This window comes from Enteractinococcus coprophilus, from assembly GCF_006716305.1.
Classification (GTDB): Bacteria; Actinomycetota; Actinomycetes; order Actinomycetales; family Micrococcaceae; genus Yaniella; species Yaniella coprophila.
In genome coordinates this window covers 68,171-81,174 of record NZ_VFOU01000001.1, presented here as the reverse complement: position 1 = coordinate 81,174, position 13,004 = coordinate 68,171, and the positions used below count along the sequence as shown (strand labels likewise).

The 13,004-nt window shown below is 58.5% G+C and carries 15 protein-coding genes; 10 read left to right on the top strand and 5 right to left on the bottom strand.

The annotated features are described in order from the left end of the window. Positions 1 to 2 precede the first annotated feature (2 nt). On the top strand, positions 3 to 818 hold the full coding sequence (proC, locus tag FB556_RS00400; RefSeq protein ID WP_141863720.1) for a pyrroline-5-carboxylate reductase: 816 nt from the start codon (positions 3 to 5) through the stop codon (positions 816 to 818). Here proC and FB556_RS00395 read toward each other — a convergent pair. From FB556_RS00395 to FB556_RS00385, 3 genes are read right to left on the bottom strand one after another with little or no spacing between them, the layout of a single operon-like run. After that, positions 815 to 2,224: a phytoene desaturase family protein gene (locus tag FB556_RS00395; RefSeq protein WP_141863718.1), complete on the bottom strand. Its 1,410-nt coding sequence runs from the start codon at positions 2,222 to 2,224 to the stop codon at positions 815 to 817. The genes proC and FB556_RS00395 overlap by 4 nt on opposite strands. A gap of 23 nt (positions 2,225 to 2,247) precedes the next feature. Next, positions 2,248 to 2,907: a potassium channel family protein gene (locus FB556_RS00390; protein WP_141863716.1), complete on the bottom strand. Its 660-nt coding sequence runs from the start codon at positions 2,905 to 2,907 to the stop codon at positions 2,248 to 2,250. Continuing rightward, positions 2,900 to 4,288: a TrkH family potassium uptake protein gene (locus tag FB556_RS00385; RefSeq protein WP_141863714.1), complete on the bottom strand. Its 1,389-nt coding sequence runs from the start codon at positions 4,286 to 4,288 to the stop codon at positions 2,900 to 2,902. Before FB556_RS00385 ends, FB556_RS00390 begins: the two co-directional genes overlap by 8 nt. 123 nt (positions 4,289 to 4,411) lie before the next feature. Between FB556_RS00385 and FB556_RS00380 the strand changes: the two genes are divergently transcribed. From FB556_RS00380 to FB556_RS00365, 4 genes are all read left to right on the top strand, one after another. Then, entirely contained in the window at positions 4,412 to 5,653 is a 1,242-nt protein-coding gene (locus FB556_RS00380; RefSeq protein WP_141863712.1) for an acetoin utilization protein AcuC, read from the top strand. A 152-nt stretch (positions 5,654 to 5,805) separates the two neighbouring features. Next, positions 5,806 to 5,979, top strand: a complete 174-nt coding sequence (locus tag FB556_RS00375; RefSeq protein WP_067605823.1) for a helix-turn-helix domain-containing protein — start codon at positions 5,806 to 5,808, stop codon at positions 5,977 to 5,979. A gap of 45 nt (positions 5,980 to 6,024) precedes the next feature. Then, positions 6,025 to 6,297: a glutaredoxin family protein gene (locus FB556_RS00370; RefSeq protein ID WP_246057127.1), complete on the top strand. Its 273-nt coding sequence runs from the start codon at positions 6,025 to 6,027 to the stop codon at positions 6,295 to 6,297. Continuing rightward, on the top strand, positions 6,294 to 6,929 hold the full coding sequence (locus FB556_RS00365; protein ID WP_141863708.1) for a redox-sensing transcriptional repressor Rex: 636 nt from the start codon (positions 6,294 to 6,296) through the stop codon (positions 6,927 to 6,929). Before FB556_RS00370 ends, FB556_RS00365 begins: the two co-directional genes overlap by 4 nt. Here FB556_RS00365 and FB556_RS00360 read toward each other — a convergent pair. Beyond that, positions 6,905 to 7,756, bottom strand: coding sequence for a hypothetical protein (locus FB556_RS00360; protein WP_141863706.1), 852 nt, complete (start codon positions 7,754 to 7,756; stop codon positions 6,905 to 6,907). The genes FB556_RS00365 and FB556_RS00360 overlap by 25 nt on opposite strands. A gap of 156 nt (positions 7,757 to 7,912) precedes the next feature. Between FB556_RS00360 and FB556_RS00355 the strand changes: the two genes are divergently transcribed. From FB556_RS00355 to ccsB, 5 genes are all read left to right on the top strand, one after another. Next, positions 7,913 to 8,557, top strand: coding sequence for a histidine phosphatase family protein (locus FB556_RS00355; protein WP_141863705.1), 645 nt, complete (start codon positions 7,913 to 7,915; stop codon positions 8,555 to 8,557). 65 nt (positions 8,558 to 8,622) lie between these two features. Continuing rightward, positions 8,623 to 9,207: a TlpA family protein disulfide reductase gene (locus FB556_RS00350; protein WP_246057126.1), complete on the top strand. Its 585-nt coding sequence runs from the start codon at positions 8,623 to 8,625 to the stop codon at positions 9,205 to 9,207. After that, positions 9,204 to 9,956, top strand: a complete 753-nt coding sequence (locus FB556_RS00345) for a cytochrome c biogenesis CcdA family protein (RefSeq protein WP_141863703.1) — start codon at positions 9,204 to 9,206, stop codon at positions 9,954 to 9,956. The genes FB556_RS00350 and FB556_RS00345 overlap by 4 nt, the downstream gene beginning before the upstream one ends. Next, positions 9,953 to 11,536: a cytochrome c biogenesis protein ResB gene (gene resB / locus FB556_RS00340; RefSeq protein ID WP_246057125.1), complete on the top strand. Its 1,584-nt coding sequence runs from the start codon at positions 9,953 to 9,955 to the stop codon at positions 11,534 to 11,536. The genes FB556_RS00345 and resB overlap by 4 nt, the downstream gene beginning before the upstream one ends. Next, a complete protein-coding gene (gene ccsB / locus FB556_RS00335) occupies positions 11,533 to 12,528 on the top strand; it encodes a c-type cytochrome biogenesis protein CcsB (protein ID WP_141863701.1) in 996 nt (331 codons plus the stop codon). The genes resB and ccsB overlap by 4 nt, the downstream gene beginning before the upstream one ends. On the opposite strand, the gene FB556_RS00330 is transcribed toward ccsB, so the two are convergent. Beyond that, the gene (locus FB556_RS00330) at positions 12,513 to 12,950 is read right to left on the bottom strand and encodes a PLD nuclease N-terminal domain-containing protein (protein WP_141863699.1); all 438 of its coding nucleotides are present in this window, start codon (positions 12,948 to 12,950) and stop codon (positions 12,513 to 12,515) included. The two genes, ccsB and FB556_RS00330, sit on opposite strands and share 16 nt — an antisense overlap. Between the last annotated feature and the right edge of the window lie 54 nt (positions 12,951 to 13,004).

Here is a 13,004-nt window from a genome sequence, read left to right as displayed (position 1 = left end):
TAGTGCGCATCAGCTTTATCGGTTTGGGTCATCTTAACTCCGCGATCGTCGCGGGTCTGTTGGCCGATGGCTACGACCGCGACAACATCGTCGCCACCACCCACTCAGCTGCCTCAGCTGCCACCCGACGTCAGGAGTTTGGGATCTCGGTGACCGCGGAAGAGGACAGTCCGGGAACCAATGCTCAGGCGGTGGCTGATGCCGATATCGTGGTGCTGGGTGTCAAACCCTTCCACATCGTCGATACCGCACAGTCCCTGGCCGATGCGCTGCGCCCGGAAACCGTGGTCGTGTCCGTTGCCGCCGGCACCACGCTGGCCACGCTGACCTCGGCGCTGCCCGAGGGCCAACCGGTGGTGCGCACCATGCCCAACGTTGCACTGACCGTTGGGAAGGGAGCGGTCGGGCTGGCCCGCGGTGCGACCGTCACCGATGAACAAGTTGCTCAGGTGGAACGCCTATTTGCCGCATCCGGAACCGTCTTCCACCTGCCTGAAGATCAGCTCAACGCGCTGGCCGCGATGGCAGGTTCCGGGCCAGGATATGTCTTCCGATTCGTCAACGCGCTAGCCGCCGGGGGTATGGCATTGGGCCTGGACGAGCATGTAGCACAAGAACTCGCCCGGCTGACGGTAGTCGGCGCCGGGGCGATGTTGGACACCGACGATGCCGATCCGGCCGCGCTTGAAGACTCGATTGCTACCGAAGGCGGCGTCACCGAAGCCGCCCTGAACTCGCTGGATGCCAATGACTTCAACCAGGTCATTGTCCAAGCCCTTCAGGCCAATGTCACCCGGTCGCAGGAGCTTGGCGCCTAGCGCTGCAGGTCTTCGAGCGCACTGCGCGCGGCGTTAAAGCCTGCCATCCCGTGCGCCCCGGCACCCGGGGGAGTGGAGGCCGAACACAGATACACTCCGGTTGGTCCTAACCGGTAGGGATTAAACGACGGCCGTGGTCGGAAGAGTAACTGGTCCATGGAGTTTGCCCCCGAGACGATATCACCGCCCACAAAGTTGGGGTTCTCGGCCTCTAAGTCTGCGGGCGTGCGCGACGTCTGGGCTACAATGCGCTCCCGCACCCCGGGTGCAAACCGCTCTAATTGGCGCACAATGAGCTCGGTGGCGTCATGGGGGTAGCCCGAGGGCACATGCGCGTACGCGTCAATTGGGTGAACATTATTGTGCGCCCGCCCTGGATCGGCCGCGGACTGCTGACCGACCAGTACATAAGGATTATCGGGCATCTTCCCCTTGGTGATCTGGGCTTCCACGACGGCGATTTCAGCAAAAGAGCCGCCAACGTGCACGGTACCAGCGCGACGTGCCGGCTCATAGGTCCACGGGATGCCACCTTCCACCGCTAGGCTCACCGTGGCTGCTGCCGGACCGTACCGGAACCGACGCAACCCCGCGGCAACGCGCTCGGGCATTGCCGGGCCTAAAATATCCACGGCGGCTCGCGGACCGGTATTGAGCATCACGATATCTGCGGCTGGCAGCTCAGCTAGCGAGTCAATATGGGCACCGGTCTCCACTCTACCGCCGTGGTGAACTAAGGCCTTGAGCATCGCGTCAACAATTGCCTGCGACCCACCTTTGGCCACCGGCCACCCCACCGCATGCGCGGCCGCCAACAGGGTCACCCCGATGGCAGAAGACCCCAGCGTGTGCAACGGTCGAAACGCGTGAGCAGCAACCCCGGCAAATAACGCTTTGGCCTGCTCGGTCCGGAAGGCTTTGGCCAAAACATTGGCCGGTAGCCCGGCGCGTAAGCCAAAGCGGGCAAACCCGATGGGTGACTGCGGCAGCTGCAACATGGGTTGGACCACATCGGCACTGAGCTTGGCAAAATGCCGAGCCAGGGGACCAAATAGTGTCTGCCACGCGGGATCGTGGAGCAGACGGCTGGTTTGGTCAACCGAGCGATACGCTGCCGCCCCGTGACCATAATCGAGCGGGTGAGCATACTGAATTTCTGGCAGTGCCCACTCGAGCCCGAAATTGGCTAACTCGGCGTCCATGAAAAAAGCGTTGTTGACCGACAGCGCGTGAAAGCCCGCACAATGATCATGCAGCACCCCCGGCAGGGTGGCCTCAACCGACCGCGCACCACCACCCGGAGTCGCATTGCGCTCATAGACGGTGACATCCACCCCCGCTTTGGCCAGCGTTACCGCTGCCGCCAATCCGTTGGGGCCTGAGCCAATCACATTGGCAGTCACCATAAGATTCTTACCTTCCGTTGGTGTTACAACCGCTTGGCGAACTCATCAACCCGGTCGGTCGGGCCCGCCACGAGCATATTGGTACCTTTCGGGAGCTTGGTGTCTGTAGAAATATTCAAAAACTCCGCATCGGCTTCATACGCCACGAGGGTGACCCCGTAGCGCTCTTTCAACCGTAATTCACTCACCGATCGATTCGCCAGGACTGCCGGCACCGTGATAATTGCCAGCGCATAATCTGGGGAGAGTTCCGTGAAATTGCGCATCGTACCGCTCAGTAGATGCGCGGTGCGCTCGCCAGCTTCTTGTTCTGGATAGATCACATGGTTTGCGCCAATGCGCTCTAAAATCTCACCGTGGGAACGCGTGATCGCTTTCGCCCAAATATTTTTGACTCCCAGATCCACAAGGTTCGCCACCGTCAGCACGGAATTCTCAATGGAAGTCCCAATGCCGACGACGGCGGTGTCGAACTGATCGGCACCGACCTGTTCTAGTGCTGCAAGGTCGGTCGAATCCGCCTGCACGATGGAAGTAAACGCGTCGGCAAAGTGTTGGACGATGCTCCGGTCCTTTTCTAAGGCCATTATTTCTTGTCCCAGGTCAGTGAGCTCTCGAGCCAGCGCTGAGCCGAAGCGACCCAGCCCGATAACCAATACCGGGGAATCCGTTCGTCTAACCAATGATCGGCCTTTCAGTAGGGAAGCGATACAGGGTTTGTTGTTGGCGGATCGTCAGCCCCGCGGCAAACGTAATGGTGCCCACACGTCCGATGTACATCACCGCGAGCAGAATCCACTTGCCGGCATCCGGGGCACTCGCCGTCAACCCGGTAGACAGCCCCACGGTGCCAAACGCCGAGAGCACCTCAAACGTTGTGGTTGCTAAATCTGCTCTGGTCACCCAGGTCAGCAACACTACGGCGGTCAACACGACGACGGAGCCGGCCATCAGCACGGCCACTGCCACGCGAATGAGACCAACTGGGAGTTCGCGGCGGTGGACGCGCATGTGCTCTTCACCGCGAATCTCGGTCACAATGGCCAACAGCAACACGGCCAGCGTGGTGACCTTGATACCACCGGCCGTCGAACCAGACCCGCCACCGATGAACATTAACACGCTGGTCACCAGCAGCGTTTGATCGGTCTGGGCTGTCACATCATAGGTGTTGAAACCGCCAGAGCGCGTCATCCCGGAGGCAAAAATCGCGTTGTGCAGTTTGTCGCCGGTGCTCATGGTCCCTAGTGTGGCCGGGTTATGCCACTCAAAGATCGCGAGCAACAAGGCACCGCCAATCAGTAAAATGGCGGTCATTTCAAGGGTGATCCTGGTGTGCAGATTCATCCGAGCCTTGTGAAATATCATCCGGTACAGCATGTAGACCACCGGGAAACCCAGGGCCCCGGCAAAGACGCCAATGTTAATGGTGGTCATGACCACCGGGTGGTCCAGGCTGTTGGGGTCCAAAACGAAGCCCGCATTGGAAAACGCCGAGACCGAATAGAACAATGCGTGAAAAAGCCCCTTGCCAAACCCGAGCGCCTGCACAAAGATCGGCAGCATGACCAGCGTCAGTAGCGCCTCGATCGTCAGGGTCACCACGAACACGGTCAACAGTAGCGCAGGGACTTCGCCAAGTTTCGAAACCCCTAAAGATTCGGTCGATAACAGCCGGGTGCGCAGACTCAACCGTCGAGACACGAGCAGGGTCAACCAGGCACCCAGGGTGACAATACCCAGTCCACCGGTTTGAATCGCAGCCAACAGCACGACCTGGCCGGCAAATGAATAAAACTCAGGATCTTGCGACGTCAAGCCCGTCACGGTGACCGCCGAAGTAGCGGTCAGTGCCGCATCGGTGAGCGTCATCGGCATGCGTTCCGCCGATACCCACGGCGACGCCAGTAATATCGTGAACACACTGATGACGAGCAGAAACAACGACACCGCGGCCCGAGCCGGATGGCCCGCGAACACCTGGGTCAAGGTACGCGTGAATCGCACCGCGCCGCGAGGTTCGCGATGCAGGCGAGCACCGAGGGAATAACGTGACTGTCTCACTGATTACATCTTCGTCCCAAACGGTGTTGATCACCAGTCCTGAGGCCAACTGTTGAGACTCGGGGGCTTCACAATCCTTGGTTTAGATCGGTATCCCAGCCGAACGACCTACGCTAGTTGGTGATGGAAAACACAGCTGGACCTCGTAGTGCTCTGGTGTGGGACGACGCGTTTTTGAATTATCGCTTCTCTGACACCCACCCAATGAATCCGGTGCGCCTGAAACTCACGCACCGGCTCGCAAAAGCACTGGGTGTCCTAGACCGGCAACGCCTGGTTCAGCTGAAACCTCCCCTGGCCACTGATGCTGAATTGGCGACCGTGCACTCCATCGAATACATCGCCCAGGTCAAAGCAGCCTCGCGCGACGCCGAAACAAGTGACGCCACAATCTTTGGCAACATTGCTCGGGTCTATGAAGGCATCGGTCTGGGGACCGAAGACTGCCCGGTGTTTGCCGACTTGCACGCCTCATCTGCCCGAATCGCCGGGGGTACCCTTATGGCGGCCAAAGCCGTGTGGAATAACGAGGTGGATCGCGCCGTCAACTTTGCTGGCGGTATGCACCACGCCCAGCGCGCCGCGGCCTCCGGGTTCTGTATTTATAATGACGCCGCCCTGGCCATCCAGTGGATGCTGGACAACGGGGCCGAACGGATCGCCTATGTCGATTTGGACGCCCACCACGGTGACGGCGTTGAACAGGCCTTCTGGAACGACCCGCGCGTGCTGACCATTTCGATTCACGAAACCGGGCTGCTGTTGTTTCCTGGGACCGGATTTGCTAAAGATATCGGGGGCCCCGAAGCCGAAGGTACCGCCGTGAATGTCGCGGTGCCGGCCTCGGTTTCAGATGCCGGATTCTTACGCGCGGCCCACGCCGTCGTCCCACAATTATTGCGTGCCTTTCAGCCACAGGTCTTGGTGACCCAACACGGTGCGGACGGCCACCGCCACGATCCACTGGCCGATTTGAACTTATCAGTTGACGGGCAACGCCAGCTGATGCTTGATGCTTGCGACTGGGCCGAAGATTTTGCCAACGGGAAATGGTTGGCGCTTGGCGGGGGCGGGTACAGTCCGATGAAAGTCGTGCCGCGCGCTTGGGCTCACCTGGTTGCCATTGCGGCCGGCACGCCGATTTCGCCGCGCACCGAAATCCCGCAATCTTGGCGTGAGCTGGCCGGTGCGGAGCTTGGCGTCGACAATATTGATGACGTCGTCACCACCATGTCCGACGAGGTCGACGTGTGGTGGCGCTCCTGGGAAGTTGGCTACGATCCAGCGGATGCGACAGATCAGTCCATCATGGCGACCCGCAAAGCGGTGTTTCCATTTCATGGTTTGGATCCGTGGTTCGATTAATGAATGCTTGCAATCCGATCGGTAAGCTATTATTAATGTCTAATGGTGGTTGCCGCCTTCACTTTGAACTTCCCCTCAGGCTAAAACCCCGCTCTTGAGGGAACGTTAAAGGAGTATGAACCGTGGCGGAGAATTTCGCGAAGGCCCAATTCATGACGGTCACTGAGGTCGCCGACATGATGCGTGTATCACGTATGACCGTATACCGGATGATTCACGCAGGTGATCTGCCGGCTGTGCGGTTCGGGCGCTCCTACCGTGTTCCGCAGGAAGCGGTGCAAGCCATCGTCTCCGATACGGACGCGGCCACTGGCACCGACGAATAACCCACAAGACTTTTCACTACGAAGCCGCCTCTTGCAGGCGGCTTTGTGTTTATCGAACGGAAAGAAGCCCAAGTGGATCTGAAATTGCTGACCAAACCAGAATGTCACCTGTGCGCTGCCGCCCGGCAGACCATGGATGAGGTCACAAGCGAATACAACATTGGTTGGCAAGAGATTTCTACAACCGACCATCCGCAGTTGGCCGAACAATTTGCTGAAGAAATTCCGGTGCTGTTCGTGGACGGTAAACAGCGTGATTTTTGGGTGATCGACCCGGCGCGCATGCGAGTAATGATCGAAGCCGGCTTGGCGTCATGACCGACCAGCCCACGGCCAAGAAACTCTCAGCCCGGACGCTTTCTCGGCTGCCACAATATTTACATTACTTAGATGCTCTACGAGCAGCCGAGATCGCACACGTCACCTCGGCTCAGCTGGCCAAAGCGCTGGGATGTTCGGATGCGCTAACCCGCAAAGACGTCGCCGCACTTGGTCATAGCGGCCGTGCGGGACTGGGCTACTCGGTGGAGGCCCTGCGTTATACCATTGCCAGGATCTTGGGGGTGACTAGCGGTCGGCGCGTGCTGCTCGTCGGGGCCGGCAACTTAGGAACGGCCCTGATGTCCTATGAGGGGTTTGGGGACCGTGGCATGCACATCACCGCGGTCGCAGATAGCGACCCAGCCAAAATTGGAACCACGATCAACGGGTACACAATTTTGGATATTCACGACATCGGCACCGACCACGATATGGAACTAGCCATTGTGGCGGTGCCGGGAGATGTCGCCCAACAGATCACGGATCTGTTAGTTGACGCTGGCATTGCCGGGATCCTAAATTTTGCACCCCGCAGGCTCCAAGTGCCCGAACATGTCAAAGTGCAAACCGTTGACCTATCTGCGGAGCTGCAGATTCTCGCTTTTCATCGCGACGGCGCCTCCGGGTAGACGCGTTTCGCGGCCTTCTGCCAAGCCTTCTGACGGAAGTATTCAGTGGAGGTGGGCAGCCAGGCATACACAATACCGACGATACCTAACGCAATGGATAGCCCGGATAGAGCTCCTGCGAGCACGGTCACGGCGGTGAACATGAGCAGCGACAAGACCGCAAAGATCGTGCCGATGATGCGCATTGAGCGCCAGCCATGGCGGATACCCAGGGCCACCAGAATGTAGATGACCAAAACAATGACCGCTTGACCGATCATTGCGGCGGTCATCATCGGAGAGTTCAGATACGCTTCGACGCTACCGAACGGCAGCTCGGAAAGCATCGGACCCAGCATGTCTTCTAATAGGGTGATTTGTTCGTCGTCGTAGCCCCGATTTGGCAGAGGTACGGTCACCAAAATGGACAAGAGGTACGCGACACCGGCGGTGATGATAGCCCAAAACGAAATGTTCACCGTCTTGGGGCGAACTGGTTCCTTGGCCATATCCGGGTGCAGTTGCGGCCCACCAAAAGGCTGCCCGTAGGCTGGCTGCTGTTGGAAACCTGGTTGACCATACCCTGGTTGCTGATATCCAGGTTGTTGGTATCCGGGCTGTTGGTTCCCCGGCGCCTGATACCCAGGATATTGATAGTTCGGCGGTGGTTGATACCCACCCTGTGGGCCGTACTCGGACGCCGCAGGGTCTTGGTGTCCCTGGGGGCCATATTCGGTCCCACCACTACCGGACGACTGAGACTGGAATCTTTGTTGATGCGCACTTAATTCATCACCGGTTAACCGCACACCATAGTCTGGCTCTTTGCTGGGCTGTTGGTCGTTCATCACAAGCCTTTCGCTAAATACTTGGTTCCATCCTAACGACTTACCAGACCCGGCAAAGCCACCTGTTGGAGCAAAATTCTTACCCGGTAGCTTAAGCACCCCGTACCGGGGACCTTCAGGCAGAGGGCGAGTGAACTCTATGTAAAAATGAGCGGTATGACAGTTAGCGTGCATCTGGTTCGCCACGGCGAAGTACTTAACCCTGACAAGGTGCTCTACGGCCGTCTCCCCGGATTCGGACTTTCGGAGCTTGGCCAGCAGATGGCCGAGGAACTCGCCGATGGATGGGATGAAGCGCCGGCTATCCTGGTCTCGTCACCGCTACAGCGCGCTCAAGAAACCATCGCCCCGCTGGCCAAAAAATTTGACCTCGACGTGCGCTTGGAACCACGGGTATTAGAAGCCGAAAATAAATTTGAAGGCCTGTCGGATATGCGCCGTCGACTCCGCAACCCAAAGCTATGGCCCTTGGTGCGCAATCCAATGCGACCATCCTGGGGCGAACCCTATACTCAACAAGCAGCCCGGGTGGCAGCCGCGATCCAAGATCTACGCGATGAACTCATGACGACGTATGGTCCAGGTTCCTCAGCAATCGTGGTGTCCCATCAACTGCCGATTTGGGTGACCCGGTTATCGGCCGAAGGCAAACGGCTGGCACACGACCCGCGTCGTCGGCAGTGTTCGCTAGCATCGGTGACCAGCTTTGCATTCGCCCCTGGACAACGCATTCCAACCGTACGCTACACCGAACCGGTGGAACACCTGAGCCAACGAGCAGCCGCACTGCCGGGCGCCTAAACACTCAGGAACTACTCAGTAACCGGAATTAGAATCTAGCGCGGTATTTGAAAGGGAGAACTTTTGTGAAGAATAAGACGTCACGTGCATTGATCGGCCTAGCCATCGCCGGGTCGGCACTATTCACGGCGTGCGCATCAGATGATCCCCTGGCTGCTCAAGCAGGCAACTCCGGTGGCAAGAACTACATTGCAGGTGACGGTTCCGTCATGGAAGTAGCCGCCGAAGAGCGCGGCGAAACCGTTGAATTTTCCGGTCAGACATTTGACGGCGACACCATCTCAACCGAGAGTCTGGAAGGCCCCGCACTGGTGAACTTTTGGTACGCCTCCTGTGCCCCCTGCCGGATAGAAGCACCCGATTTGGCAGACCTGAGTCAAGAATTCTCCGATGATGTCACCTTCGTGGGTGTCAACGTGCGCGACGCCGCCGATACCGCTGCAGCGTTCGAACGCAATTTCAATATTGAATACCCTTCGATCGAGGGTCGCGACGGCAATGTCCTGCTGGATTTCGCCGATTACGTGCCACCGCAGGCTGTCCCAACCACGCTGATCCTGGACGCTGAAGGCCGCGTGGCCGCCCGGGTTTTGGGCGCCGTTGAACATTCCACCCTGAAATCACTGCTGACCGGTGTGGTGGATGAATGAATAACCCGTTCGCCGAGATAGCACTCGACGGGTCCATGTGGCTTGCCATGCCCGTGGCCGCCCTCGCCGGGCTCGTCTCATTTCTTTCCCCGTGCGTGCTACCGCTGGCACCCGGGTATCTCGGCTACGTATCCGGCCTCTCCGGAGCCAGTGCGGGAGATACCAAACGCGGCCGGATGCTGACCGGTACCACGCTGTTTGTGCTGGGCTTCACGGCAGTGTTCGTGACCGCCGGACTGCTGTTGACTCGGGTCTTCATTTGGCTCAAAGGCGATGGCCAATGGCTCACCCAGGTACTGGGCGGCGTCGTGATTATTATGGGCATTGTGTTCATGGGCGGGTTGTCGTTTTTCCAGCGCGACCGCAAAATCCAATACCAACCCACAGCTGGACTGTGGGGCGCGCCCATCTTGGGCATGATCTTTGGGCTTGGTTGGGCGCCGTGTATCGGGCCGACCATGGCCGCGGTCATTGCGATGTCGACGGCGGGCACCGATAGCCTCTGGCGCGGCGGCGTGCTAGCCGTGGTGTACTCGCTTGGCTTGGGCATACCTTTTATCCTGCTGGCCTTAGGGTTCTCCCGCGGAATGAAACGCCTCGCGTTTTTCCGTAAACACCGCTTATTTATCATGCGCGCCGGTGGGGTGCTCCTGATTCTGCTCGGGCTAGCCATGGCCACCGGGTTATGGAATGACTGGGTCAATCAGCTGCAAAGCTGGTTCGCTAACGAGGTGACACTACCGATTTGAGTACCGCACAAACCACGCTGCCATCGCTAGGATTCCGCGGCACCCTGCGATTCATGTGGACCCAGTTGACCAGCATGCGCACAGCCTTGATGCTTCTGCTGCTGTTGGCCGTGGCTGCCGTCCCCGGCTCGCTCTTCCCACAGCGTCGCGCCGGTGCCGATATCGTTGAAACCTGGATTGAAGATAACCCGACCGCCGGGCCCATCATGGACGCCCTGGGAATGTTTGACGTCTACTCGTCGCCGTGGTTCTCAGCAATCTATCTGCTGTTGATGGTCTCACTGGTCGGGTGTTTGTGGCCGCGAGGTCGTCAACACCTCAAAAGCTTGCGCCAACCGCCGGCCCGGACACCACGCAACCTCAATCGGCTGCCCGAATACGGCCAGCTAGTGCTCGAAGCCGATGGCCCCACCCCGGATCAGGCCCTGGTTGATGCCGAAAAGATTTTGAAAAAAGCCGGCTATCGCACCGAACTGCGCGACGGTTCAGTCGGGGCTGAGCGCGGCTACACCCGCGAAATCGGCAATATCTTGTTCCACTTTGGACTCCTCGGCGTCATTGTGTTCATGGGCCTGGGCGGTCTGTATAAATATGAGGGGCAAAAGATCATTGTCGAGGGCGAAGGCTTCACCAACAACCTCGTCTCCTATGACTCGTTTACCCCCGGCACCGCGTTTTCTGAAGAACGGCTCCACCCGTTCGCCATCCAGTTAGAAGACTTCGACGTCGTGTTTGACCGCGAATCCGAGACCCATTTCGGTCAGGCACTGGATTACACCGCGACCATGCAGGTCACCCCCGCCCCGGGCGCGGAAACTTACCAGGATACGATCAAGGTCAATGACCCATTGACCATCGACGGCGTCCGCATGTTCCTCGTCGGCAACGGTTATGCCCCAAACATCACCGTGACCGACGGCAACGGTGACGTCGCTTACTCTGGCCCGGTCATCGCCCAGATCCAGGACCCCAACGTCAACAGCTCCCTGGTAGTGCTGAAAGTTCCGGATGCCCGACCCGAACAGCTGGGCTTTGTCGGGCTGTTCTTGCCGACGTCATACACCGGCGACGACGGGGTGGCGATCTCGATTGACCCGGATGCCTATAATCCTGAGCTGATTTTGAACTCGTACTACGGTGACATCGGCCTGGACTCGGGCGTGCCACAGAACGTGTATGTACTCGACACCGAGACCATGACCGAACTGAACTCGCGCAATAACGACAACGGCGGGATCACCCTGGGCGTTGGCGATACCTACGAGCTACCCGATAACATGGGCACCATAACGTTTGACTCGTGGGACCGCTACGTTGGGTTGGATGTGCACTATGACCCGTCCAAGTGGGGAGTGGGCTTTTTCGCTACCCTGGCGTTGGTGGCCCTGGTCATCTCGCTGTATGTGCGCCGTCGTCGGGCCTGGGTGAAAGCCAGCGCCAAGGATGGACACACCGTGATCGAATACGGCCTGTTAGCCCGCGGTGAGACCTTCGGGCTGCGCGATGAAAACATTAAGCTTCGTCAAACATTTGACACCACGTGGCCGGTCATCCCGCCCAACACTTCGGAGGACTCATGACACCTGTCAACGAAACGCTGGCCTCATACAGCGAATTGTTCATGCTCATTGCATCATTTATTTACTTGGCTGCGTTCCTGTTCTTCTCGTGGGATATCGCCACCGCGTCCAAAGCGGTCAAAAAGCTCGAGGCCGAGATCGCCACCGAACGCTCTAAACAACTGGTCGGCGCAGGTGGTCCTGCAATGGACCAGCCGAATCAGTCCCGTCAGTTCGTTTCCGATGACATGGAATACACCGACGGCGTCAAACGCCCGGCCGCCAATATTGGTGTGGCTATCATGCTCATTGCCACGCTAGCTCACGGGTTTGCCGTGATTGCTCGCGGCATGGCAGCATCACGTGCTCCGTGGGGCAACCTGTATGAATTCATGACCTCAGGCGCCCTGGTCATTTCGGTGGTGTATCTGGTGTTCTTGCTGCGCAAAGACTTACGGTTCGTCGGGACCTTCGTCTCCGGTGTGGTGTTGCTGATGATGATGGCCGCCACCGTCGGTTTCCCCACCCCGGTGGGCAACGTACAACCGGCACTACAGTCGTGGTGGCTCATCACGCACGTCTCCGTGGCGGTCATTGCCACCGGGATTTTCTCGCTGACCTTTGCGATGTCGGTACTGCAACTGATCAAACAGCGCGCCGAGAAAAACCACAGCGTCACAGGCTTCATGCGCCTGGTCCCGTCGTCGTTGGCACTAGAGAACTGGTCCTACCGCCTCAACGCCATCGCATTCGTGCTGTGGACCTTTACGCTGATCGCTGGGTCGATCTGGGCCGAGCAGGCCTGGGGCCGGTACTGGAACTGGGACGCCAAAGAAGTCTGGACGTTTGTGATCTGGGTGATCTACGCCGGCTACCTACATGCCCGGGCGACCCGTGGTTGGACGGGTACCCGGTCAGCCTGGCTGAACATCACCGGATTCTTAGCCCTGGTGTTCAACTACACCATCGTGAACGTGTACTTCCCGTCACTGCACTCCTACGCCGGGTTCTGACCGTTACCTGACCCTGTTCCAGAATCTGTGCCGTCATCAGTGTCCGAATCATTATTGCTCTTGAACTGTTCTTCACGACGTCGAAGTTCTTCTTCACGCTTGCGCAGTTCCTCGGCCTTTTTCTGCTGAGCGCGTTGAATATCCAGTGAGCGCAAGAATTCCTCGTCGTCATCGGGGCTGGCGGGACGGACCGGACCGGAAGTTTGTTTGAAACCCTGTACGGTGGACGCCAGATATGAGTTTTGGTTCCCAAATAACAGCCACAGCACACCGCCAACCAGTGGAATCAGGACGATGACGACAATCCACACGCCTTTGGGCATGATGCGCACCCGATCGGACGGCGTCGAGATCGCCTCGATGAGGGCGTAAATCATGACACCGACGGCAACGAGGATCAGGGGAATGAGCAAACGTGGCATATTTCCTATCTTACGAACTTGGCAGGCAGAACGCACACCCGCCCGGAATGGAGA

What these genes read in the sequence shown, in the direction of transcription:
- FB556_RS00395 (WP_141863718.1), bottom strand. Translation starts at nt 2,224, where the DNA reads ATGGTGACTGCCAATGTGATTGGCTCAGGCCCCAACGGATTGGCGGCA.
- FB556_RS00380 (WP_141863712.1), top strand. Translation starts at nt 4,412, where the DNA reads ATGGAAAACACAGCTGGACCTCGTAGTGCTCTGGTGTGGGACGACGCG.
- FB556_RS00375 (WP_067605823.1), top strand. Translation starts at nt 5,806, where the DNA reads ATGACGGTCACTGAGGTCGCCGACATGATGCGTGTATCACGTATGACC.
- FB556_RS00365 (WP_141863708.1), top strand. Translation starts at nt 6,294, where the DNA reads ATGACCGACCAGCCCACGGCCAAGAAACTCTCAGCCCGGACGCTTTCT.
- FB556_RS00360 (WP_141863706.1), bottom strand. Translation starts at nt 7,756, where the DNA reads ATGAACGACCAACAGCCCAGCAAAGAGCCAGACTATGGTGTGCGGTTA.
- FB556_RS00355 (WP_141863705.1), top strand. Translation starts at nt 7,913, where the DNA reads ATGACAGTTAGCGTGCATCTGGTTCGCCACGGCGAAGTACTTAACCCT.
- FB556_RS00345 (WP_141863703.1), top strand. Translation starts at nt 9,204, where the DNA reads ATGAATAACCCGTTCGCCGAGATAGCACTCGACGGGTCCATGTGGCTT.
- ccsB (WP_141863701.1), top strand. Translation starts at nt 11,533, where the DNA reads ATGACACCTGTCAACGAAACGCTGGCCTCATACAGCGAATTGTTCATG.
- FB556_RS00330 (WP_141863699.1), bottom strand. Translation starts at nt 12,950, where the DNA reads ATGCCACGTTTGCTCATTCCCCTGATCCTCGTTGCCGTCGGTGTCATG.